21 protein-coding genes are annotated in these 23,052 nt (G+C 64.9%); 7 read left to right on the forward strand and 14 right to left on the reverse strand.

The window, feature by feature from the left end; translation table 11 throughout:
* The first annotated feature begins 123 nt into the window (after nucleotides 1-123).
* The 5 genes from parA (at nucleotide 124) to M622_RS30945 (ending at nucleotide 4,621) form a co-directional block, all read left to right on the forward strand.
* Nucleotides 124-762 carry a ParA family partition ATPase gene (gene parA / locus M622_RS30925; RefSeq protein ID WP_021249536.1) on the forward strand — a complete coding sequence of 213 codons (639 nt, stop codon included), beginning with the start codon at nucleotides 124-126 and terminating at the stop codon, nucleotides 760-762.
* Nucleotides 759-1,043, forward strand: a complete 285-nt coding sequence (locus M622_RS30930) for a hypothetical protein (protein ID WP_031346928.1) — start codon at nucleotides 759-761, stop codon at nucleotides 1,041-1,043. Before parA ends, M622_RS30930 begins: the two co-directional genes overlap by 4 nt.
* On the forward strand, nucleotides 1,040-1,573 hold the full coding sequence (locus tag M622_RS30935) for a DUF2840 domain-containing protein (protein ID WP_021249538.1): 534 nt from the start codon (nucleotides 1,040-1,042) through the stop codon (nucleotides 1,571-1,573). Before M622_RS30930 ends, M622_RS30935 begins: the two co-directional genes overlap by 4 nt.
* Nucleotides 1,570-2,166 carry a S26 family signal peptidase gene (locus M622_RS30940; protein WP_021249539.1) on the forward strand — a complete coding sequence of 199 codons (597 nt, stop codon included), beginning with the start codon at nucleotides 1,570-1,572 and terminating at the stop codon, nucleotides 2,164-2,166. Before M622_RS30935 ends, M622_RS30940 begins: the two co-directional genes overlap by 4 nt.
* Nucleotides 2,167-2,614: 448 nt before the next feature.
* Complete coding sequence (locus M622_RS30945) at nucleotides 2,615-4,621, forward strand: relaxase/mobilization nuclease domain-containing protein (protein ID WP_021249540.1); 2,007 nt, start codon at nucleotides 2,615-2,617, stop codon at nucleotides 4,619-4,621.
* Between the two features lie 100 nt (nucleotides 4,622-4,721).
* Here M622_RS30945 and M622_RS30950 read toward each other — a convergent pair whose 3' ends face one another.
* The 14 genes from M622_RS30950 to M622_RS31015 all read right to left on the reverse strand — a co-directional run bounded on the left by M622_RS30950 (nucleotide 4,722) and on the right by M622_RS31015 (nucleotide 20,346).
* On the reverse strand, nucleotides 4,722-7,094 hold the full coding sequence (locus M622_RS30950; RefSeq protein WP_021249541.1) for a phosphoketolase family protein: 2,373 nt from the start codon (nucleotides 7,092-7,094) through the stop codon (nucleotides 4,722-4,724).
* 42 nt (nucleotides 7,095-7,136) lie between these two features.
* The gene (locus tag M622_RS30955; protein WP_245543067.1) at nucleotides 7,137-8,315 is read right to left on the reverse strand and encodes an acetate/propionate family kinase; all 1,179 of its coding nucleotides are present in this window, start codon (nucleotides 8,313-8,315) and stop codon (nucleotides 7,137-7,139) included.
* A gap of 84 nt (nucleotides 8,316-8,399) precedes the next feature.
* Complete coding sequence (locus M622_RS30960; RefSeq protein WP_245543068.1) at nucleotides 8,400-8,921, reverse strand: cytochrome c; 522 nt, start codon at nucleotides 8,919-8,921, stop codon at nucleotides 8,400-8,402.
* Nucleotides 8,922-8,923: 2 nt separating this feature from the next.
* The gene (locus M622_RS30965; RefSeq protein ID WP_021249544.1) at nucleotides 8,924-10,123 is read right to left on the reverse strand and encodes a lipid A deacylase LpxR family protein; all 1,200 of its coding nucleotides are present in this window, start codon (nucleotides 10,121-10,123) and stop codon (nucleotides 8,924-8,926) included.
* Complete coding sequence (locus M622_RS30970) at nucleotides 10,120-10,986, reverse strand: LOG family protein (RefSeq protein ID WP_021249545.1); 867 nt, start codon at nucleotides 10,984-10,986, stop codon at nucleotides 10,120-10,122. Before M622_RS30970 ends, M622_RS30965 begins: the two co-directional genes overlap by 4 nt.
* The gene (locus tag M622_RS30975) at nucleotides 10,986-12,395 is read right to left on the reverse strand and encodes an MBL fold metallo-hydrolase RNA specificity domain-containing protein (protein ID WP_021249546.1); all 1,410 of its coding nucleotides are present in this window, start codon (nucleotides 12,393-12,395) and stop codon (nucleotides 10,986-10,988) included. The genes M622_RS30970 and M622_RS30975 overlap by 1 nt, the downstream gene beginning before the upstream one ends.
* Before the next feature lie 7 nt (nucleotides 12,396-12,402).
* Nucleotides 12,403-12,612, reverse strand: coding sequence for a YgaP family membrane protein (locus tag M622_RS30980; protein WP_017244801.1), 210 nt, complete (start codon nucleotides 12,610-12,612; stop codon nucleotides 12,403-12,405).
* 20 nt (nucleotides 12,613-12,632) lie between these two features.
* Nucleotides 12,633-14,171, reverse strand: a complete 1,539-nt coding sequence (locus M622_RS30985; RefSeq protein ID WP_021249547.1) for an efflux transporter outer membrane subunit — start codon at nucleotides 14,169-14,171, stop codon at nucleotides 12,633-12,635.
* On the reverse strand, nucleotides 14,168-15,286 hold the full coding sequence (locus M622_RS30990) for an ABC transporter permease (protein WP_021249548.1): 1,119 nt from the start codon (nucleotides 15,284-15,286) through the stop codon (nucleotides 14,168-14,170). The genes M622_RS30985 and M622_RS30990 overlap by 4 nt, the downstream gene beginning before the upstream one ends.
* A gap of 4 nt (nucleotides 15,287-15,290) precedes the next feature.
* Nucleotides 15,291-16,460 carry an ABC transporter permease gene (locus tag M622_RS30995; protein ID WP_021249549.1) on the reverse strand — a complete coding sequence of 390 codons (1,170 nt, stop codon included), beginning with the start codon at nucleotides 16,458-16,460 and terminating at the stop codon, nucleotides 15,291-15,293.
* The gene (locus tag M622_RS31000) at nucleotides 16,457-18,232 is read right to left on the reverse strand and encodes an ATP-binding cassette domain-containing protein (protein ID WP_021249550.1); all 1,776 of its coding nucleotides are present in this window, start codon (nucleotides 18,230-18,232) and stop codon (nucleotides 16,457-16,459) included. The genes M622_RS30995 and M622_RS31000 overlap by 4 nt, the downstream gene beginning before the upstream one ends.
* A 1-nt stretch (nucleotide 18,233) precedes the next feature.
* Nucleotides 18,234-19,274, reverse strand: a complete 1,041-nt coding sequence (gene hlyD, locus M622_RS31005; RefSeq protein ID WP_021249551.1) for a secretion protein HlyD — start codon at nucleotides 19,272-19,274, stop codon at nucleotides 18,234-18,236.
* Nucleotides 19,275-19,301: 27 nt separating this feature from the next.
* On the reverse strand, nucleotides 19,302-19,721 hold the full coding sequence (locus M622_RS31010) for a hypothetical protein (RefSeq protein WP_021249552.1): 420 nt from the start codon (nucleotides 19,719-19,721) through the stop codon (nucleotides 19,302-19,304).
* A gap of 67 nt (nucleotides 19,722-19,788) precedes the next feature.
* A complete protein-coding gene (locus M622_RS31015) occupies nucleotides 19,789-20,346 on the reverse strand; it encodes a TetR/AcrR family transcriptional regulator (RefSeq protein WP_442478136.1) in 558 nt (185 codons plus the stop codon).
* Nucleotides 20,347-20,734: 388 nt separating this feature from the next.
* Between M622_RS31015 and M622_RS31020 the strand changes: the two genes are divergently transcribed.
* Together M622_RS31020 and M622_RS31025 are read left to right on the forward strand one after the other, a co-directional pair.
* Nucleotides 20,735-22,492 (forward strand): PHA/PHB synthase family protein, encoded by a 1,758-nt coding sequence (locus M622_RS31020; protein ID WP_021249554.1) that lies wholly within the window; start codon nucleotides 20,735-20,737, stop codon nucleotides 22,490-22,492.
* Nucleotides 22,493-22,600: 108 nt separating this feature from the next.
* A complete protein-coding gene (locus tag M622_RS31025; protein ID WP_021249555.1) occupies nucleotides 22,601-23,044 on the forward strand; it encodes a phasin family protein in 444 nt (147 codons plus the stop codon).
* Nucleotides 23,045-23,052: the final 8 nt, after the last annotated feature.

The following is a 23,052-nucleotide window of genomic DNA, read 5'->3' on the forward strand; positions in this document are numbered from 1 at the left end:
CTCTAACTTCCCTAACTTAATTTCTCTAACTTTTAGTAGAGAAACGCCGCTGCGGTGGACAACCACCACGCGGCCACAAGCGCAGCAGCAAAAGCCAGGCTTTCCAACACGGAGGGCCGCGCCATGATCGTCGCTCTGCTCAACCAGAAAGGCGGCGTGGGCAAGACCACGCTCGCCACCCACATCGCCGGCGAGCTTGCGATGCGCGGTCAACACGTCGTCCTGCTGGACGCCGACCCGCAGGGTTCATCGCTGGACTGGACACAGCGCAGAAGCCAGCAAGGCTTGCCAAGGCTGTTCAGCGCCGTGGGCCTCGCACGCGAAACGCTGCACCAAGAGGCGCCAGAACTCGCCAGGCGAACCGATCACGTCATCATCGACGGCCCGCCACGCATCGCGGCACTGGCGCGCTCCGCGCTGCTGGCGGCCGAGCGCGTGCTGATCCCCGTGCAGCCCAGCCCCTACGACCTGTGGGCCAGCGCCGAGATGGTGGCGCTAATCCGCGAGGCGCAGGTGTTTCGGCCTGCGCTGCGCGCGGCTTTCGTCATCAATCGGCGCGTCAGTACCACCGTCATCGGGCGCGAAGCGCGCCAGGCGCTCGCCGACCAACCGCTTCCTGCGCTGCGCTCGGAAGTGCATCAACGCATCGTGTTCGCCGACAGCGTGGCTGCTGGCCGGCTGGCACGCGAGACGGCGCCGGACAGCGCCGCCGCGCGTGAAATCACCGCCCTGGTGGACGAACTGCTGCGGTGGCCGACATGACCGAGAAGCCGCCACCGAACAGCAGAAGCACGGCAAAGCGCGTCGGCATCGGCGCGCGTCCGCCCGCGAATCCGCACGCCGAGGCGTGGATTCGCCAAGGCGACGTCGATGCGCTCAACAAGGGCGACCTCTACACCGCCCGCCTGACCCTCGACATCACGCCCGCGCTGCGCGCGCGCATCAAGGTGTCGGCCTTCACGCAGGGCGTGACCGTGGCCGATCTGCTGCGCGGCCTGCTGGAGCGTGAGTTTCCAGAGCATCGCAGGGAGAACGCACCATGACCGCATCCGCTTCGCCTGCCGCTGGCGCGGCTACGGCTGCGCTCGCAGCGCCTTCCGGCCAGCTTGCCAGCGCGCCGTTGACGCGCGTGGCACTGGCCTACATCGAACCACGCTTCAAGCTCTACCTGCGCTTCGGCGAACCCGCGCGCATGCATCAGCTCGATCGCTGGCGGCGCTGCGCGGTGTTCCAGCCGGGCGCCATGTTTTGCCGCATCCGCTGGCAGGCCAACGACTACGGCACGATTCGCTGGCAGCTCATGGTGATGCAGGCTTGCACGCCGCTCGATGCGGCGCAGCGCATTCCCGGCGTGCAGCCGGGCGCGCGCCTGCTGCTGCACGCCGAGGGCGAGAATCAGGTGCGCGCCGTGCTGGAGCGCATCGACGCCATCGAGGCGCTGGGCATCGCGCCTGCCGCTGCCTCGCCCGTGTACTGGCGCACGCTCGCCAACCGGCTCGCTGCGCGCCTACCGCTGCCCGAATACAACGCCGAGCGGCACGCCGCCTGGCTCATCGGGAGGGCGCTGCCATGACCACCGTTTCGACTGCCGGCACCGCGCCGCGTCCTCGCTCGCCCCGCGCACGTTTGCGCGCTCGCATCGTGCTGGCGGGCCTGTCCGCCTGCGGCCTCGCTGCGTTGGCCTGGGCGTCCTTCGTGCATCCGCTGCCGCGCCTGATCTACAACCCGTCCGACAGCGTGGCGGTCGGCTGGTATCGCGTTGATCCGCTGGGCCACGGCACCGGCTCGCTGCCACGTCCTTTGTCTGTGGACAGCATCGTCCTGACCACGCTGCCGCCAGATGCCGCCGCGCTGGCCGCGCAGCGCGGCTACCTGCCGGCGCGCGTGCCGCTGCTCAAGCGTGTGGGTGCCGTCGCGCCGCAGGAAGTGTGTATCGCGGGCGGCATCGTCCGCATCGACGGCGTGCCTTCGGCCGCCGTGCTGCCTGCTGACCGCTGGGGCCGGCCGCTGCCATCCTGGCAGCGATGCCGCCGCCTCGAACCCGGCGAACTGTTCCTGCTCAGCGTGACCAACCCGGCGTCGTTCGACAGCCGGTATTTCGGGCCGGTCAGCACATACGCCGTGATCGGCGTCGCGCATCCGGTCTGGCTGGATTCCCGCCCATGAAGGCCGTTGATTCGCTGCACGTCGCCGTGCGTCTCATCGTGCCATCGGGCGTGTCGTTCTGCTGTTCGTCGCCGTGTCGTCGCGCGTGCAGTGCTGGTGCATTCGCACCGCACTTCGCGCTGCCTTCGGCGCAGCCGTCCAACGTGCAGGCGTCTTGCCTCGAACGCGCCCGGCCTGCGGCCGTGTCCGCGTTCGCCGGCGCGCTGGCTGCTCGCGCAGCAGCGCCGCCGGGCCGCCGACGCCCGGAGCGTCAGCGAGGGGCAAAGGCGGAAGGCAAGACAAAAGGACGCGGCACCGGGCCGCGTCGAAAGCCAGTCTGCACATGGTGGTGGCGCGGCACACAGCGGCTTCGCCGCCGTGCCGCTTGTGGCGCGAGGCCCGCGCCAATGCGGGTGTGTCCGCGTGCTTTGCACGACCGGACACGCCAGAGCTTGCAGGGAGCACAGCCATGAGTGACCGCCGAGACGACGATTTCCGTATCCGCCCGAACCCTCCAAAGGCCCCGAAGAACCGGGGCCAGGGCTTCGTCTCGAAGGTGCTCAAGCAGGCGGGCAAGGCCAGCGGCGGCAAATCGGCGATGCGCCGTCCTCGCACTGGCGGCAACGGACAGCACTCCGGCCAGCGGCCCGGCTCGCGCCTCGGGCGCGGCCACACGGCGGCGCGCTTCGCGGGCGCGAAGCTCACTCCCATGTCGCGGCGCGTAACCATCAAGACGCTGCTGGTCAATCAGCGCCAGGCCAGCCCGCAGTCGCTCGCCAAGCACCTTCGCTACATCGAGCGCGATGGCGTAGGCCGCGATGGCGAGCCTGGCCAAGCCTACGGGCCACAGACCGATGCTGCCGACCTCGACGCCTTCACGGAGGGCTGCGCCGACGACCGGCACCACTTCCGCTTCGTCCTCTCGCCTGAGGATGGCGCGGAGCTGGAAGACCTGCGCACCTATACGCGGCACCTCATGGGTCGCATGGAGGCCGACCTGGGCACGGGCCTCGATTGGGTAGCCGTCAACCACTGGAACACCGACAACCCGCACACGCACATCGTCGTGCGTGGGCGCGACGACACCGGCAAAGACCTCATCATCGCGGGCGACTACATCGCCGATGGCTTCCGCCATCGCGCTGCTGAGCTGGCGACCGAATGGCTGGGGCCGCGCACGGAGCTCGAAATCCAGCAGACCTTGCAGCGCGAGGTGGAACAAGAGCGGTGGACGAGCCTGGATCGCACCCTGCAACGCGAGGCCGGCGAGGACGGCCGAGTGCAGATCGAACGCTTCAACGAACCGCGGCTGCAACGCCAGCGCCTGTTGCTGATCGGCCGCCTGCAACGCTTGCAGCGCCTGGGCCTGGCCGACGAAATGCAGCCCGGTACCTGGGCTGTCCATGCCGATGCGGAAAAAACCCTGCGCGCCCTGGGCGAGCGTGGCGACATCATCCGTACCATGCAGCGGGCCATGCGCGGCGAGCCGCGCGAGCTGGCGGTGTTCGAGCCTGGCCCGAATGCCCACGGAAGCGGCCACACCATTCTCGGCCGCGTGGCCGCGAAGGGGCTGGCCGACGAGCTGCGCGACCGGGGCTATCTGGTCATCGACGGGGTGGACGGCAAGGCCCACTACGTCGCGCTCAACGCCCATGACGAGCTGGCGAACTACCCGACCGGCGCCGTGGTGGAGGTGAAGGGCTCGGCCGACGTGCGCGCGGCCGACAGCAACATCGCTGCGCTGGCGAGCGATGGCCTGTACCGCACCGACCATCACCTGGCGATTGAGCAAGGTCGGGCCGTGCCCGACCGCGATCCGCGGGAAGTCGTCGCGGCCCACGTCCGCAGGCTGGAAGCCCTGCGCCGGGCCGGCATCGTGGAGCGCGTGGCCGAGGGGCTGTGGAAGGTGCCGGACGACCTACCCGAGCAAGGCCGCCGCTACGACGCGCAGCGCCTGGGCGGCGTGGCGGTGGAGCTGAAATCGCACCTACCCATCGAACGGCAGGCCCACGTGATCGGGGCCACCTGGCTCGACCAGCAGTTGATCGGCGGCGGCTCGGGCCTGGGTGACCTGGGCTTTGGCAGCGAGGTCAAGGATGCGCTGCAAAAGCGGGCCGACTTCCTGGCCGAACAGGGTCTGGCCGAGCGGCGCGGCCAGCGCGTGATCCTTGCACGCAACCTGTTAGGCACGCTGCGCAGCCGAGAGCTGGCGCAGGCCGCGAAGGACATTGCCGCCGACACCGGCCTAGAGCATCGCCCGGTGGCCGATGGGCAGCGCGTGGCCGGTATCTACCGGCGCTCCGTCATGCTCGCCAGCGGGCGCTACGCCATGCTCGATGACGGCATGGGGTTCAGGTTGGTGCCGTGGAAGCCAGTGATCGAGCAACGACTGGGACAGCAGATCGCCGCGACGATCCGGGGTGCCGGTGTGTCGTGGGATGTAGGGCGGCGTGGACGGGGGATGTCGATCGGCTGAATCTACCCCAAGAGAAAGATCACCGCGACATCTCGGAGACATATTGCCGGATAACGCTGTCGGCGCACTTCGTGACTGGCACAGCGCTCGCGTGTCCGACTCACGGGCTCAGCAAATCATTTGGATCACCGGTGCCATCGACAGCAGCGCGCTGTGCGCGGTCGAGCAGCACCTCGCGACTCCAAGCGGCCACGGTCGCTGCTGCATCCACCACATGTGCCCAGGTGCAGCGGTTGGCGAACAGCATGCCAGGGACATCGAAGGTACCGCCGCGGCTGATGTAGCCAAGGGCGCGAGTCTTGGCGGGGCCACTGTCAATGCGGCGCAGAATGCCAAGCATGGGTTCCGGGCGAGTGTGCGTGACAATCACGCGCGGCAGGCCCGATGGGAACAGTGTGCTAACGGTTACGTCGTCATCGACGAATTCAGCTTCGATGGCATCGCGTGGAATACGCAGGCGGCCGGGTTCCAGGACGACGGTGACACAGGCGCACTTGCCCAGCTCAGCAAGGTGCTGCTGTGCCTTGATTGCCTCGTCCAACTGGTAGGCGCCCAGCGCGATGAGTTGCACCTCGGCATTGGCGGGATTGCCTATCAGATGGGCTGCGCCGTCACTGATCAGACGTTGCGCCGATTCGGCGTCGAAGCGATTCTCCACGTCGCGCTTGGAGACGATCAGGCAAGCAAGCTGGCCGTGTCCAGCATAGACGTCACGCAGTGCGGCGACGGCGGTATTGCCATCCACCGGGAACAGCACGCGCGAGGTGTCAGACATTTCGCCCAGCAGGGCTTCACCGATGGTCGGATCTTGGTGCGACTGTTCGTTCTTCGCATTCTCCCAAGTGTGCGAGGTGACGATAAGCGGCACCGACAGCCAGTCGGCTGGCCGGCCGGCCTGACGCTGGTGGCGGGCGAAGATGATTTCCTGCCGTATCAGGCCAAGCATCTTGACCGCGAAGGCCTCGTAGCTGACGACCAGATTCAGTCCGCCTTTGTTGCCGAGTGCTGCCGCAGCCACAGCTTCCTCGTTGAGCGCGGTGATGATGGCGCCGTGCAAATCCTCAGGCACACCGGCTTCGGGCTCGTTGACGCGGTGCTTGAGCAGCGCCAACGTGCCGCCCATTTTGTTGCTGGCCAATTCGTCAGGGTTGCCGATACGCATGCGCATATCGGGATTGGCCTTGGCGAATTCGACAAACCACTGATCCAGAGCCGTCATTGCACTGCCTTCGCTGCCTGGTGTCTCCCAGCATGGCTCGGGCAGTTTGGGCGCGGCGGGATGGCGATGCGCCATCGGATTCGCGCTCTCCAGCGGACGTTGTTGGGCGGCATGGCACGCGAAGGCGTCGAGTGCGGCGTTGAGTTCAACAGGCGGAACGAACAGCGCCGCCGCGCTCTCGTTGAACAGCCCGCGCATGGCGGCATCGGTGTGTGGATTGCCGCTCAGCGGCAGGTTGTGCGCGGCATTGCTGCCTGCACCGGGAAAGCCGAAGCCCTTCTCGGTCTCGGCGATCACGTAAGGCAGAGGCGCCGGATAGCGCCGATCCGGATCGGCGGCGAAGGCATGCAGCGTGTCCTCGGCTTTGATGATCGCCCAGGCGATCGCGGACGGGTCGCGACCATCGACGATCACTGGATCAAAGCCGTTGTGGCGCACGTCTTCAGCCAGCCATTGCGCACCGCCTTCTTGCATGATCTGAGTACGCTGCTCGATGCGGCGGCCATTGAGAATCATCACCGGCACGGCGAAGCCGCTGTCCTGCGCGCGCCACCAGCGTGGTGCCCAGTCCGGGCCGCGCTGTTCCTCGAAGGCACCGTCGCTGAGAAAGGCAACCAGCGATTCGCCAGGCAGCGGCATGTGGATGTACTGCAGTTCGGCAAAGCCGAGGTAGCCGCCTTCGGACACGGCGCCGGCAGTGTTGGGGCCGGCATGGCTGCCCAGCGGCACAGCCGGGAGGCCCTGCGCATTGATGGCATAGGAATAGAAATCAGCGCACAGGCGCGACAGGCCTTCCTCACTGCGGTCGTAACGGCCCCGCTGCGCGGGCGAGATGTCGCCGGTGAGCGCATTGACGGCTTCGATGGCGGCGACGCAGTGGCCTTGGCCCATGATCCAGCCGCGCGTGCTGCCGGTGAGCGCGTTGGCGAGCAGGTAGCCGACGAAGGCCTGCACCATGTTCAGCGAGCCACCGGTGTGGCCTTCTGGCGTCAGCTTGAAGTCCTCCTCAGCCAGTAGCGCGCCGGACAGGTCAATGCGCTTCGCATAGGTCATGTGCGCGACCACGTTCATTGCCACGCAACCCAAGCGGTCGGCGGCAGCAAGGAAGGTGTAGGCCGTCGCCTCATCGGCAACGCGGCCATCGGCGATCAAACCGGCTACCAATGCATCTACACGTGCGACGGTCTCCTCGTGATGGACGATGGGGCCGTGGCCGGCAAACCAGCGCTGGCGAATGATGGAACCGGTGGTCATACGATTGTCCTTCTTTGGTGCCGATGAACCCTGCGTGGGACATCACCCGGCGATCATGAGTTTCTGCGTACAGCGTGCTGCGATCCATTCCTCGTTGGTGGGCTCCAACGCGACACGCACGCGGCTGCCAGTGGTGGCGATGACGGGGGCATTAATGGTGTTGGCATCGGCATCGAGCTTGATGCCGAGGAAGGCCAGGTCGCGGCAGACGCGCTCGCGCACGAAGGCGTTGTGCTCACCGACACCGGCAGTGAACACGAGCAGATCCAGGCCGCCCAGGACTGCAGTCAGCGCGCCGATCTCGCGCACGATACGGCGCACGTAGAGCGCCAGCGCGATGCGGGCGCGTTCGCCAGCCTCACCGGGATCATTCTCGTGCTTCACCACCACGCGCGGTTCGGCCGAAATCCCGGAAACACCGAGCAGGCCGGACTGGTTGTAGAGCGTGCTGCCCACTTCTTCCAGCGAAAGTCTTTCGACCTCCATCAAGTAGAGCAAAGCGCCGGGATCGAGCGAGCCCGTGCGGGTGCCCATCATCAGGCCGTCGAGCGCGGAAAAGCCCATCGTGGTGGCGACGCTTTCCAGGTTCTGCATAGCGCACAAGCTGGCCCCGCTGCCGAGGTGCGCAACAATGGTGCGGCCTCGTGCCAGATCACCATGGCGCTCGGGCAGAGTGTGGCTCATGTAGTCGTACGAAAGCCCGTGGAAACCGTAGCGGCGCAGACCACGTTCCCAGGCCGAATACGGTAGCGGCAGGATCTGCTCCACCTTCGGCAGGCTGTGGTGAAAGGCAGTGTCGAAACAGGCCACTTGCACGATGTCCGGGCGCTGCTCCAGCAAAAGTCCCATCGCCTTCAGCGGGAACGGTTGGTGCAGTGGGGCCAGCGGAATGTAGCTGCGCAGGTCGTCCAGCATCTGCTGGGTGACAAGGGTGGGGGCCCAATAGCGGCTCCCACCATGCACTACGCGATGCGCCACGGTGGTTACGCGGCGGCCATCGAGGCGTTTGCTGATGCGTTCCTGAATAAACTGCAGGGCGGCGGTGTGCGGATGCTCGGCATCCAGTTCCACCGGAAACGGCTCCACGCCGGATTCGCCGAAATTCGGTGCAGGCTCGCCGATACCTTGTACCTTGCCGTTCCAGAGCGGAGTGCGCGGCAATGGGTCGGCATCAACAGGGAATACTGCGAACTTGATGCTTGAGGAACCGCAGTTGAGCACCAGGATGAGGCTCGGCTGTGAGTTGCTCATCGTGACTCTCTCGATCGTGATTTCTTATGCGAACCGGTCTGTGAAAAATCCCTGTCAGTGTTTCCCATAGAACTGCTCCACGAACGATTGCCGGAAACTTTGATGACAGGCAAGGCAGCTTTGTTGCGTTTTGGAGAACGCTGTAATCACGGCCTGGCCGTCGCCCCGCTTCGCGGCATCCCCCATGGCGGTCGCGGCGTCGTGGACGTGGCCATCGAAGTCTCGAAACTTTCCGGCATCAGTGCCAAGCCAGCCGAGGATGCGCATCTTTTCCGAAAGGGGCGGTTCGGCGTGCTTGGCGATTTTTGGCGCCAACTCGGCGACCAGCGCCCATTCTTCCTTGGAAATCGCGCCAGTGACGGCTTGCATGTCACGGCCAAGCTTCTCCATGACGGTGCGCAGTGCCATTGGTTTCGTGGCCTCTACGGACTGTGCGCCAAGTCCTGTTGCGGTAATGGCCAAGGCCACGGACAAGGCGACTGTGAAAAGCGAGCGGGTGTTCAAGGGGTGGCTCACGGGATTCTCCATGGGGGTCGTTGATGAATGTTTTGCAAACGGGCTGATGGTGGCTGGCATGCTCAAAATTCGATGCTCAGGGCAATCGATCCGAAGGCGTGGCGGCCGATCTGCTGGTCGAACTCGCGGGTTCTCCAGACGCGCATGACTGCAAGCCGCACGCCGTGCCCGGCAACAATCCATTGGCTGCTGATGCCGATGGCCGCCTGAACGACCCAGGGCCGACGGCTAACGTGGTGACTGTGGCGAAACAGGTTTCCGTCGAGCGAGAAGTCCCAGGCGACCGCCTTGGCCTCGAGGTTCAGGAAGACATGCGCGCCGGGTTTGGGCGCCAAGGCCGATTGCGGTGTTGTCGTGCGCAAATCGGCAACCGCTGAAGGTGGCCGGTTTTCCGCGCCAGGGCGGATTGGATAGCTGCCGAAGTCGTTCGGAATGTTCCAGCCGGCCCGCCATTCCAAGCCGGTGCTGGCCGCGGTTTCAATGTTTCCGATCCGCAGGGCATAGCTGCCGATCACGTCGCTGTCCCATCCTGGCTGGACGGCACCCTCCGTGTACGACTTGAACTTGCGCTCCATGGCCATCTGGAACGCAGGCTCGTTGCGCAACTGGTTGTCCCAGCCGCGAAATCGCTCGATGCCACGCACCCGATGCACCAGATCCTGCGACTTCTCTGCCAGCGACCAGGGGCCGATCACGCCCAGGGTTAGTTCGCGTACGTCCAGCATTTCATAGCTGGCAGCCTGTGGGTGGATTCGGCGATTCCACGCCAGGCCCAGGTAGAGCAGGCCAGCGTACGGCCGATCGTCGGCAATCAGATCGGTACGCGTCTTGTCCTCGGGTGTGTACATAGACTGGCCAAAGCGAACGACGAGGTTCTGCGATGCCGGTTGGTCGCCGGTATCGCGCCAGAAGCCGGGATCGGCCCAGCCGATGAAGCGGGCGTACAAACCAATCGGCTGTGGCAGGCACTCGGGACGGAGCTCGCCTTGCAGATCACGTGAGACTGCTGTTAGCGCGACACCGTTGGTGTAATTGCGGTCGGAGCCGGTGAATAGATCGTTCTCCAGGCGCAGGGTGCCACCCCGCCAGCGCAGGGATTGCCCTGGCGAGCAGGAGGGAGGATCTGCAGAGAGCGAGAAGTCGGAACCGAAAGCAGAAATCGGGCTGAACAATGCACAGGCAATCAACAAGGTGGCGCACTGCATCGACTGCTGCACCTTGGTGCCGCACAGGCTCCGGCAATACCCGTCGATGCCGATCATGTCGCCCCATCGCCTGCTGCCCTGTTGACGTAAAAGCGTTCGAGGGCACTAACGATTTCCTCGGCTTCGTCTACGCAGGTGAACAAGTCGAGATCGGATGGAGAGACATAGCCTTCGTCGAGCAGAAGATCAAAATCAACTACGCGACGCCAGAATGCACGGCCGACCAGCACCACCGGAATACGCTGCATCTTTCCGGTCTGGATCAAGGTGAGCACCTCGAACAGCTCATCGAGCGTTCCATAGCCACCGGGGAAGGACACTAAGCCCTTGGCGTGCAACAAGAAGTGCATCTTGCGCAGCGCGAAATAGTGGAATCGGAACGCCAAATCCGGGCACATGTAGGGGTTGGGTGCCTGTTCGTGGGGCAGCGTGATGTTGAGGCCAATCGAACGTGCGCCGACCTCGAAAGCACCGCGGTTGGCGGCCTCCATGATGCCGGGCCCACCCCCGGTGACGACGACGAAATCACGGCGGTTTTGCTGCTGGAAACGCGCCGAAATAAGGCCCGAGAAACGCCTCGCTTGCTCGTAGTGACGTGCCTGTTCAACCCGGCGATTGGCTCGGGCAAGCTCTTGCCTCAGCCCGACATCCTCCGGAGTGACGCGCGCCAGACGCTCCAGCGCGCCAAGACGGGCTTCTGCCGTCTCGGCATCGCTCACGCGTGCGCTGCCGAAGACCACTACCGTCGAGCGAATGCCTTGCTCGTGCAGGATGCGGTCAGGCTTGAGCAGTTCGAGTTGTAGTCGCAGAGGCCGCAGTTCTTCCTGGCCAAGCAGCTCGATGTCTTCGTACGCAAGGCGGTACGTTGGCGACTCGCGGATGGCGCGCAGGCGTTCATCGAGATCTTCGGCGGGCTTCATCACTCGTGCGCCAGAAAGTCCGGCCAGCGCAGCGCATGACCATACTCGGGCACCGTGACCTGCCAGCCGAGTTGCTGTTGCAAGAGTTCGGCGAAGGTCTGGGCGGCGGACAGTTCCCCATGCACCACGAAGGTTTGCGCCGGGGGGTGAATAAAACCCCGAGCCCAATCCAGCAACGCCTTTTGATCGGCATGCGCCGAGAGGCCGTCCACGCTGTGGATCGCAGCACGTACCGGAATGTCCTCACCGAAGATGCGCACGCGTTCGGCCCCCTCGATCAGGCGTCGGCCAAGCGTCCCCTGCGCCTGGAAACCGGTAAACAAGATGCTGCATTCCCGGCGCGGCAAGTTGTGGCGCAGGTGGTGCCGGATACGTCCCGCATCGCACATGCCGCTGGCAGAAATGATGATGACCCCGGAGCGGATCCGCTTCAGCGCCATGGACTCCTCAGCGCTCGCTGTGAAACTCAGGTATGGGAGGTTCTCGCCGCGCGCGTGCCATCCTGCCAACCGTTTCGCCTGTTCGTCGAACAATTCGAGATGTTCTCGCGTGATGCGCGTGGCCTGCGTGGCCATTGGCGAATCGACGAATACCTTCGGTTGCCGCAGCCGCCCCTCGCAGGTGAGTCGGTGCAGGTGATAAAGGATTTCCTGGGTTCGGCCGACCGCGAAGGCCGGCACGATGACATTGCCGCCGCGTTCGAACAATGTCTTTTCGACGATGCCGATCATTTCCTCTTCGGTCGCCGAGAAATCCTTGTGCTGGCGGTTGCCGTAGGTGGACTCGATGACGAGGATGTCGGCGTCCTCGATGGTTGTCGGGTCGCGCAGTATCGGGCGCGCCGGTTGGCCGAGGTCGCCACTGAAAACGAGCTTTGTCGGGTAGCCATATTCGGTGACCCAGACCTCGATGATGGCCGACCCAAGAATGTGCCCGGCATCGCGGAAACGGGCGCGCACCCCGACGCGGGGCGCGAACTCCCGGTCGTATTCGATGCCTCGCACCTGCTGCAAGCAGTCGCTGGCATCCTGCAGCGTATACAGAGGCGGCAGTGCGTCCTTTCCGCGGAGTCGCTGCGCATTGCGTTTTGCATCGCTCTCCTGGATGTGGGCACTGTCGGGCAGCATCACGCCCAGCAGATCAACCGTGGCGGGAGTGGCGTAGATGGCCCCCTTGAACCCGGCGCGCGTGAGTTTTGGCAATAGCCCACTATGGTCGATATGGGCATGGGTCAGGAGCACGAAATCAATCGACGCCGGGTCGAACGGGAATGGCTCATGGTTGCGGGCCGCCGCCGTGCGGCCGCCCTGAACCATGCCGCAATCCACCAGGAAGCGTACGTTGAGCCCTTCCACCAAGAAACACGACCCGGTGACTTCGCGCGCAGCGCCCAGAAAATGCAGTTTCATGGGATGCTCACTCCGGTTTTTTCTTTTGTATCGGGCAAGTGCTCAGGCCAAGCAGACGGTAGCCCGGACAGCGGCCAGCCAGGCCGGTGATGAGGGGCATGATTCCGATGAGTCCCAGCCAACGCCAGGATGAATCCAGCCACAGCGGGAGGCTGAGCAGAACCAGTCCGACGACGATGCGGACAATGCGGTCGAGACTTCCAACGTTGATTTGCATGACGGTCTCCTTGTGTTGAGTCAACGGCTTGAAAACGCGAGGGGGGCGGTAGCGCCACGAAGCGAATGGGTTGCGGTCGGTGCCGCCGTGGATACGTCCCAGCCACCACCAAGGGCCTTGTACAGCGCCACCAATTGCACGGCGGCGTTGGTATGTGCCCGCGCGGCTGCGGTTTCGGCCTCGTGCAGGCTGCGCTGGGCGGCCAGCAGTTCGACCAGCGCGATGTCGCCTGCCGCGTAGCGCGTCCTGGCGTGGCCGTAGCTGGTGCGCGCCGCATCCAGTGACATGCCGCGGCGCGCCAAAGTATCCAGCCCGCCGTGGTAGTCGACCAGCGCGCGTTCGGCGTCGCCCAGCGCCGCTAACACGGCCTGCTCATAGGCCAGCGCGGCCTGGCGCTCGGCGGCCTCGCGTGCCCGAATTTCGGCTCGCACGCGGCCGCCGTCGAACAGGCGCCAGGAAATCAGCGGCAGGATGGAGAAGCGCGAACTGGATGCATCGAACCAGTTGCCCGTGCTGAGTGCCTGAAACCCGCCACCCACACCGATGGAGAGTTTGGGAAACAGCTCGGCCGTGGCCACGCCGATGTCGGCGGAACTTGCCGCCAGGCGTCGTTCTGCGGCCAGCACGTCGGGGCGCCGGCGCAGCATGTCGGCGCGCTCGCCCACCGGCAGCGCCCGCAGCGTGCTCGGCGCCAAGGGGCCATCAAGCAGCGCCAACTCCCGCTCCGGCGGTGCGCCCAGCAGCACGCCCAGGCTGAGCACCGCGGCGCGCTGGCGCGCCTCGATATCCGGGATGAGCGCGTTGACTGCCGTCCATTGGGCGTACGCTGCCTCTACATCGGCGGCCGACGCGTCGCCCAGCGCATGCCGCAGGCGCACCAACTCCCAAGTCTGCTGCAGCGTGTCCAGCGTGGCCTGTTGTGCGTGCAACTCATAGCGGGCGCCGACGGCGTTGAACCAGGTGCGCGCGACCTCGGCCACGATGCGCATGCGTACGCCCTGTGCCTCGGCTTCGGTCGCCTGCAGGCGGGCGCTGGCGCCTTCCAGGGCGCGCCGCTTGGCCCCGAACAGGTCGGCCTCCCAGGCCGCGTCGAAGCCCGCGTCGTAGATGGTCTGCGTGGCGTCAAGACCGGGGATGGAGCCTACGGGCAAAGGGCCGTTCTCGCTTTGACGGCGCCGGTTGACGCTCGCGCCAGCGGCGGCGGTGGGCAATGCTTCGCCGGCCACACGATCGCGCAGGGCGCGCGCCTCATCGATGCGTGCCGCAGCCTGGCGCAGATCCAGGTTCTGTGCCAGCGCCGTGACCATCAGGCGATCGAGGACGGGATCATCCAGTGCAGACCACCATTGGCTTAAGTCTGCGGATTGGGATGCGCTTGCCAACGGCAGAGTCCAGCCGCTGCCGATGTCGACCGGCGGTGGCTCGCGGTAGTCGGGGCCCACGGTTGCGCAGGCAGTCAGCAGCACGCAGGACAGTGCCAGCGCGAGGGGACGTACGCGCCCAGGGGTCAGGCCGGTGGCGGTTGCGCGAAGAAAGGGTGTGCGGGTCTTGGATTTCATTGCAGGCGTCCTCGGACGAATACGGTGGCCATGGTCAACGTGGCGAGGGCGATGACCGCCAGCGGCCACAGGCTGGCGAGAATGTCACCGGTCGGCATGGCCTTGAGAAAGCTGCCTTCGACGATGATCAGGAAGTGGGTCAGCGGAATGGCCTGAGCCAGCCATTGCAGGACGACGGGCATGTTTTCCACAGGCGTGGCAAAGCCGGACATCAGCACCGCCGGAATACCGACGGCGAACGCGCCCAGGATGGCCTGCTGCTGGGTCATGCTGACGGCGGAAATCATCAGGCCGATGCCAACCACTGAGGCGATGAACAGCACCAGGCTGGCAAGCAGCAGCGCGAACGAGCCCGTGAACGGGATGCCGAACAGGAAGACGCCCGCGCTGATCATGAACAGGCCCAGTAGCGTGCCGATGGCCAGCGCCGGCAGGGACTTGGAAATGATGATTTCCGGCGTCGAGGTGGGCGACACCAGCAACTGGTCGAAGGTGCCGAGCTCGCGTTCGCGCGCTATCGATAACGAGGTGATCATCAACGAACTGAACAGCGCCAGGATGCCCGTGAGGCCGGGCACGATGTACCAGCGATAGACCAGGTTCGGATTGAACCAGTGGCGCACGACGACCGGCGTCGGCGCTTGCGCGTCGGGCACGACCTCAGCGCCGACCTCAGCAGCGATGGAGGACAGATAGGCCACAGTGATTTGGCCCGAGTTGCTGCGCCGGCCATCGACCAGCACCTGCGCGCGGCCGCTGTCACCGGCGGCGATGGCGCGCGAGAAATCGACGGGAATAGCGAGCGCGGCGATCACCTCGCCGCGGTCGATCAGTTCGTGCAGCTGCAGCTGGCTGTCGACATGCCGGACGTGGGTGATGAAGCGGGCACTGTCGAGGCGCTGCACCAGTTCGTGTGACCAACGCCCGGCGTCCTGGTTGTAGACGGCAATGTCGACGTTGCGCACCTCCAGCGTCGCGGCAAAGGCGAAGACCAGCAGTTGCAGGATGGGCGGCGCGAACACCACCATGCGGCTGCGCGGGTCGCGCAGCACGCTGAGCACTTCCTTGATGAACTGGGCGCGCAGGCGGGTGAACGAGAATGCAGAGAAGAACATCGGTTCACTCCAGGTTTTTGCGCGTGGCGCGCTTGGCGATCACGAAGAACAGCGCACCGATCGCCGCCATGGCCGCCAGGTTGGGCAGGAAGACGGCCCAGATGTCGCCGGCCAGGAACACTGTCTTGAGCGAATCGACGAAGTAGCGCGCCGGAACCGCCCGGGTGATGGCCCGGATCGGTGCGGGCATCGCGTCGATCTCGTACAGGAAGCCCGACAGCATGAAAGCCGGCAGGAAGCCCGAGAACAGCGCGATCTGCGCCGCCAGGAACTGGTTGCGCGCCAGTGACGAGATCAGCAGACCCTGGCCCAGCGCCGGCACCATGAACACCGCCGACAGCAGCAGCAGCGCTGCCAGCGAGCCCCGCATCGGCACGCCGAACACGAACACCGCCAGCGCCGCGGCGCCAAGCGTGGACAGCATGCCGAGCACGAAGTACGGCAGCAGCTTGCCGATCAGGATTTCGGCCACCGAGGCCGGTGTGGACAGCACCGCCTCCATGGTTCCGCGCTCCCATTCGCGCGCCACCACCAGCGCCGTTAGCATGGTGCCGATGATGGTCATGACGATGGCGATGGCTCCGGGAATCAGCGCTTGACGGCTTTCCAGCTCAGGGTTGAACCAGTAGCGCGGCTCCAGCACTACGGCCTGCGGCGGCGCCGCGACATCGAGCCCGGCGCGCCAGGTCTGGACCACGCCGCGCGCATAGTTCTCGACGTAGTTCGCGGTGTTGGGGTAGGAGCCGTCGGTGATGATCTGCACCAGCGGTTCGCTGCCACGCTGCGCCAGGCGCTGCTCGAAGTCCTGCGGGATCACCACGTAGCCGCGCAGGTCGCCGGAGATCAGTTGATCGGCCACTTCGCGCCGGTCATGGGCGAAATAGGCATCCAGGAAGCGCGTACCGGCAAAGGCCGCCGCAAGCTCTTGCGCCGCAGCGCCGGGCGACTCCAGCACCACGCCGACACGGACATTCTTCGCATCCAGCGACACCGCATACGCGAACAGCAGCAGCAACACCACAGGCAGCACGAACGCAATCAGCAGCGTCGAGGGATCGCGCAGCGCCTGGTAGCTTTCCTTGGTGACCAGAGCGATGAGGCGCCGCAGGTCGAAACGGCGCAAATCAGCCTGCGCGGTGCTATCCGCATTTTTGTGAGGTGCAGCGACGCTCATTTGGCGACCTCCATTTCACGTTCGGCGGACTCCACCAGATGAATGAAGGCATCCTCCATGGTCGGATCAGGACGTTCCGAACTGATGGCGATCCGCTTGAGTGCGTCGGGCGTGTCCAGCGCAATCAGGCGCGCGCGCGACAGCATGGCCACGCGGTCGCAATACTCGGCCTCGTCCATGAAGTGGGTGGTGACCATGATGGTCACGCCCTTTCGCGCCAGGCCGTTGATGTGGGTCCAGAATTCGCGCCGGGTGATGGGATCTACCCCTGAAGTGGGTTCGTCCAGAAACAGCACCGGGGGCCTGTGCATCAGCGAGCAGGCCAATGCCAAGCGTTGCTTGTGCCCCAGCGGCAGGGAATCGGGTGTCGAGGACAGCCAGCCGCCCAGATCAAAGGTGGCGATCATTTCCTCGATGCGTTCGCGCCGGGTTTCACCTTCCAGCCCGTAGACGCCGGCCGAAAATTCCAGGTTCTGCCGCACCGAAAGCAGGCCGTAGAGTGAGAACTTCTGCGCCATGTAGCCGAGTCGGCTCTTGGCTGCGCCGGTGGCGCGGCGCAGATCGTGCCCCACCACTTGCGCCTCGCCCGCAGTGGGCTTGAGCAGGCCGCACAGCATCTTGAAGGTAGTGGATTTGCCGGCGCCATTGGGCCCAAGCAGGCCGAAGATTTCACCCTTTTGCACTTCGAAGCTGACGTTGTCGGTGGCCGTGAATTCGCCGAAGCGCTTGGTGAGATTGCGGCAAGACACCGCAATGTCGGAACCCAGCTCGACCGGCGACAGGCGCTCGGCGAGCTGCGATGTACCGCCGGGGCCGCCGCCGAGAAGATCGATGAAGGCGTCTTCGAAGCGGGCCGGCACTTGGGCCAGGCGCACTTGGGCCTGATCCGCCAGCTGTTGTACGTCCTGCACGGTCGCGCCCTCGCGCAGCACCACGCGGACACCAGCGCCCTGAATCACACCATCGCTGACGCTGGGCAAATCCAGGACTTTCGTCAGGACTGCTCGGCGTTCGGTGCCGACATCTTCGAGACGGAAGCTCCGGCCTTTGAGCTGCGCGGTCAGCTCTTGCGGTGGGCCGTCGAAGAGCAACTGGCCTTCGTTGAGCAGAAGCACGCTTTCGCAACGCTCGGCCTCGTCCAGATAGGCGGTGGACCAGACCACCGCCATGCCCTCATCGGTCAGGGCCTGCACCATGCGCCACAAATCCTGGCGGCTGACCGGGTCCACCCCGACTCCAGGCTCGTCCAGCAGCAGCACCTTGGGTCGCGCCATGAGCGCACAGGCAAGGCCGAGCTTTTGTTTCATGCCGCCGGAGAGCTTGCCGGCCAGGCGCTTGGTGAAGGGCGCGAGGCGCGTGAAATCCAGCAATTCGGCGAACAGCGCGGCGTTGCGATCCGCATCCATGCCGCGCAACTGCGCATACAGCCGCATGTTCTCCATCACCGACAGGTCTTCGTACAGGCCGAAGCGCTGCGGCATGTAGCCGCTGGCGACGTGGATCGCGTCGTTGTCCTTGACCACGTCGAAGCCGGCCAGAGTGACACGGCCAGCATTGGGCACCAGGAGCCCGGTCAGAATCCGCATCAGCGTCGTCTTACCGGCGCCATCGGGGCCGACCAGTCCCGTCAGCCGCCCATAGTGGATGCGTGCGCTCAAGCTCCGCAGGGCCTTTACGTCGCCAAAATGCTTGTTCAGGCCTTCGATGACGACGGCGGCGTTATCGGCGCTGGCGCTTGTAGGCGTGGTGGCCATGGCCGTGTTCGCCTGCATCTCAACGCTCCCCCACGCGCGCGCCAGAGACTGGTTTGGCATCGACCGCTATCGTCACCGGCATGCCCTGGCGCAAGGCGGCGTCGGCATCGGCTTCGTCGATGACGATGCGCAGGCGATAGACCAGATCCGTGCGCAAGTCCGTTGTCTCCACCGTCTTGGGCGTGAACTCGGCGCGCGGCGAGATGAAGCCGATCTGGCCGCGATAGACCTTCTCCGAAGAATCGCTCTTGACGCGCACCGCCGTGCCGGGCGCGATGCGCCCCAGATCCGGCTCACCCACGTAGGCGCGCACATACACAGGCTTATCCAGACTCAGGCTGTAGACCGTGCTCTGGCTCGCGACCATGCTGCCGGGTTCGCGCACCCGCGCGATGACGGTTCCGTCGCTGGGCGACGTCAATTCGGTGTCCGCCAGGGACGTAGTGGCTTGCGCTGCTGCTGCCTGCGCGGCCGCCAGACGAGCCTCTGCCGCGGCGATGTCCTCTTTGCGAAAACCTTCGATTGCTTGCGACAAGGCGGCCTTGGCTGCTTCGGCGCCCGCGGCGGCCTGATCCCTTGCGGTGCGGGCGGCATCGACCGTACGCTGGCTGCTGGCGCCCGATGCCAGCAGGCCGCTCTGGCGCTGAAGATTGCGCTCGGCCTCGGTGACGAGCGCCTGAGCTTTCTTAAGCGCCTCGCGCGCCTGGGTGATCTCCTGCGGCCGCAGGCCACGGCGCAGCTTGGCCAGTTCCGCCTGCGCCACCTGCACCTGGGCCTGTGCCGCCACAAGGGCGTCCCGATACGGTTGCGCGTCGAGCGCGGCCAGGCGCGCGCCGGCGCGGACGGCATCACCCTCATCGAAAGCCATCTGCATCACGCGCCCGGGCTGGCGGAAGGCCAGTTGCACCTCGCGGATGTCTACGTTGCCGTAGAGGCGCAACGCATCTTCCTTGTTACGGTCGCGCGATAGCCAGAACGCCAGTGCGCCGCCAAGAGCGATCACGACGACAGCGATCACGGCCCAACGAATTTTTTTGATGGAGAGGTTTGGAGTGGTCATTGAAGGGTTTCCGCTAGATAAATATGTTCAGTGCTCGCGCGCGGTCGGCACATTCGCCGCTGACCGGCGCCAAGCCATGGCCGCTATGCCCGCCCACACCAGCGTGCGCAGCGTCATGGCCGCCGCCGTCCGCCGCTCCCAGGCGCCACCCAGAACCACATGCACTCCGAAAGCCAGGAACACGAGCGCACTCGCCACCGCGATGGCAACCGCCAACCACATAGCCCAGCGCCGGCGCATCCACAAGCCAACGCCCGCGACGATGTAGGCGAAACCGGCCAGAAAATTGAACCAGAGCACGAACGGCACATAGTGGCCGGCTGCCTGGCGCGCCGCACCGTCGACAAACAGCACTGCGCCACCTTCCTGGAGGGTCAGCAGGCCAAATCCGATGGCAATCAAGGAAATCACACGCATCCAGATCGCGCGTCCGCTGTGTGCCGTCATGTTTGTTGCTCCCGATTTATCGAAGGGTTTGGAGGTCGCAGTCGCGCTTGCGGAGCAGACGGATCCTTCATTTGGTGCTTTCGATGCCACGCCGATAGATGGCAAACACGCCCGGCGCGTCTCGCCGAATGCGACTGACCTTGCCGGCCAGCAGCGACTGCATGACGAGTCCCTGGATCGTGCCGATGAACAACACGGCGGCGGCATCCACATTCAGATCCGCATCCAACTCGCCCTGCACCTTGCCGGCTTCCATCAAACGGCGCAGGCGCTGTTCGTATTGACGAATCAAGGTCTGCACCATCCGCTTGGCGAGTGTCTCGCCGGAGCGCTGCAGCTCTCCGAACAGCATGCGCGGCACGCCGGGATGCTTGGCCACGAAGTCGATGTGCGCCATGAACATGGCTTCGAGCGCCGCGGCAGGTGACTTAGCGCCTTCGGCCGCCTTGTCCACGCGTACCAGCAGACGCTCGCCGACCCAGGTCATCGTTGCCTCCAGGATCGCGTCCTTGTTAGGGAAGTGACGAAACAACGCGCCCTGCGTCAAACCCATTCGATCGGCGATGGCCGTGGTCGTGATATCGGCCGGGTTTTGCTCCGCTGCCAAGTCGACCACGGCTTGCACCGTGGCTGCACGCCGCTCTTCGGCGGACAGATATTGAGGACGTTCGCTCATCGCTCAGACTCCATAAAGTAAGTGACCTATTACTATCCTAACACGCAAATTAACCATGACGCAAGATCAGAAAGCAGACAGGCTGTGGCGGTAAGGGCCAGCTCTTGTCCATCCGGTGCGCTCAACGACCGAGTTTGATGAATCTCAAGAAGCGAGCGCGCCATTCAAGCGGTTGACGAGGCATTCGACTGACAAGTCGGCTAGTTCGTTGAGGGTGCGGGAAGTTGATTCGCCGGGGCGCCAGTGGAAATTCATCCCACATGGCCAGCAAGGCTTGCATCTTTTCCTGCAAGCGATAAGATAGTAATAAGTCACTTGCTAAATGAGATGATCAAACATGAACCCCCTTGCCACGTCTGACAAGTCCGTGCCGGCACCATCCGAAATCTTTCACCCCGATGTCCTGGATACGCTGGCGAACGCCTGGCGGGCGCGCGCCACTGGCGGGCTGTCGCCGGCTGCGGGTTTGCTGGCTTGGTACGACTGGGCGCTGCACCTGAGCCTTTCACCGGGCAAGCAGCGCAGCCTGATCGAAAAAGGGCTGCACAAGCAGCAACGCCTGGCGCGCTACGCCGCGCACGCTGCAAGCGCTCAGGGCTGCCCAACGTGCATCGAACCGCTGGAGCAGGATCGGCGCTTCGCGGCTCCGGCCTGGCAGCAGTGGCCGTTCAACGTCATTCACCAAGGGTTCTTGCTGCAGCAGCAGTGGTGGCACAACGCCACCACCGGCGTGCGTGGCGTGTCGCGCCATCACGAGAACATGGTCACTTTCGCGGGGCGGCAGTGGCTGGACATGTGGTCGCCTTCGAATTTCGTCTGGACCAATCCGGAAGTGCTGGAAGCCATCAGAGCCAGCGGCGGCGCCAACCTGTGGCGCGGCGCCATGAACTTCTTCGACGATGCGCAGCGTCTCGCGCTTGAGGATGCGCCGGCCGGGGTCGAAGGCTTCGAGGTTGGCAAGGACGTGGCGGTCACGCCGGGAAAGGTGGTGTTCCGCAACCACCTCATCGAGCTGATCCAGTACACACCCACGACGCCCGATGTGTATGCCGAGCCGGTGCTGATCGTGCCCTCGTGGATCATGAAGTACTACATCCTAGACCTGTCGCCACACAACTCGATGGTGAAGTACCTGGTCGACCAAGGGCACACGGTGTTCATCATTTCATGGAAGAACCCGACCGTGGTCGATCGTGACCTTGGCCTGGAGGATTACCGGTGGCTGGGGGTCATGGATGCGCTGGACACGGTCACGGCCATCGTGCCCGAGCGCAAGGTGCAGGCGGTTGGCTATTGCCTGGGCGGCACCTTGCTGACGATCGCCGCTGCTGCGATGGCGCGCGACGGCGATGATCGGCTGCACAGCTTGACGTTGCTGGCGTCGGAGACCGATTTCCGCGAGTCGGGCGAAATCGCACTGTTCATCGACGACAGCCAGTTGGCTTGGCTAGAAGCCGGGATGTGGGACAAAGGCTATCTCGACGGCAAGCAGATGGCCGCATCTTTCCAGATGCTCAACTCGCGCGACCTGATCTGGTCCCGCCGCGTGCGCGAGTACCTGCTGGGCGAACGCCAGCAGTTCAATGACCTGATGGCCTGGAACGCCGACGTGACGCGCATGCCATATCGCATGCACAGCGAGTACCTGCGGCGCCTGTATCTGAACAACGATCTGGCCGAGGGGCGCTACCAGGTCGGCGGACGGCCGGTGGCGATCGCCGACATCGAAGCGCCGATGCTCATCGTCGGCACGGTGCGCGATCACGTCGCCCCTTGGCCATCCGTCTACAAGATGCACCTGCTCAGTGATGCGGAGCTGACCTTCGTCCTCACCAGTGGCGGGCACAACGCCGGCGTGGTCAGCGAGCCGGGGCACCCGCGGCGCAGCTACCAGATGGCGACTCGCAGCACCGGCGCCCGCTACGTTGATCCACAAACATGGCGCGCCGAAACCCCACTGAACGAGGGCTCCTGGTGGCCGGCCTGGCAGCAATGGCTGGCGCGGCGCTCGACCGGGCGTGTGACGCCGCCTGCGATGAGCGGCACGCAAACACCGCTTGGTGATGCGCCGGGAACCTATGTGGCAATGCGATGACATGACGCCCCGAGGCCTCAATTCAGCCACCCGACTTCGACCGGGACACTCCTGCGGGATGGCCCATACCCGCCCTAATGGGGCATCTCATGACCGTGGAGCAATGAAATGAACAGTGAACTGCCCATCCAACTTTACAAGGCCAATGCCGAACTGCAGCTTCAGATCACCCGTTTGCTGCAAGAAAGCGGCCATCACTGGCTGGAAGCCATGCAACAGCTCAGCGCTGGCAGCATGCTGGAGACCACCTCGCGCATCCAGAACCTCCAACAGGCGGCCGACTGGCAGGCGCTTGCAACCTTGCCGACCGAGGTGTTCTGGCGCCTGTCCCAGGGCCGCATGGGCGATACCCAAGCGGTCGGCCAGGCCGCCGCGAAAAGCCAGGCAGTCTTTGCCGATGGCTTGCGCCAATCGCTCTCGGCCTGGCAGGCATCCGTCTCCGAGGCATTCGGCGCCAGTGGTGACACAGCCTCTTTTGCCCAGCTTTGCCAGCAATGGGCCCAGCCCTGGACCGCGCCATCCACTGCGCCCCAGGGCAAAGCCAAGAAGTGAAGAGGTTG

Origin of the sequence: Thauera terpenica 58Eu, from assembly GCF_000443165.1 — a bacterium.
Classification (GTDB): Bacteria; Pseudomonadota; Gammaproteobacteria; order Burkholderiales; family Rhodocyclaceae; genus Thauera; species Thauera terpenica.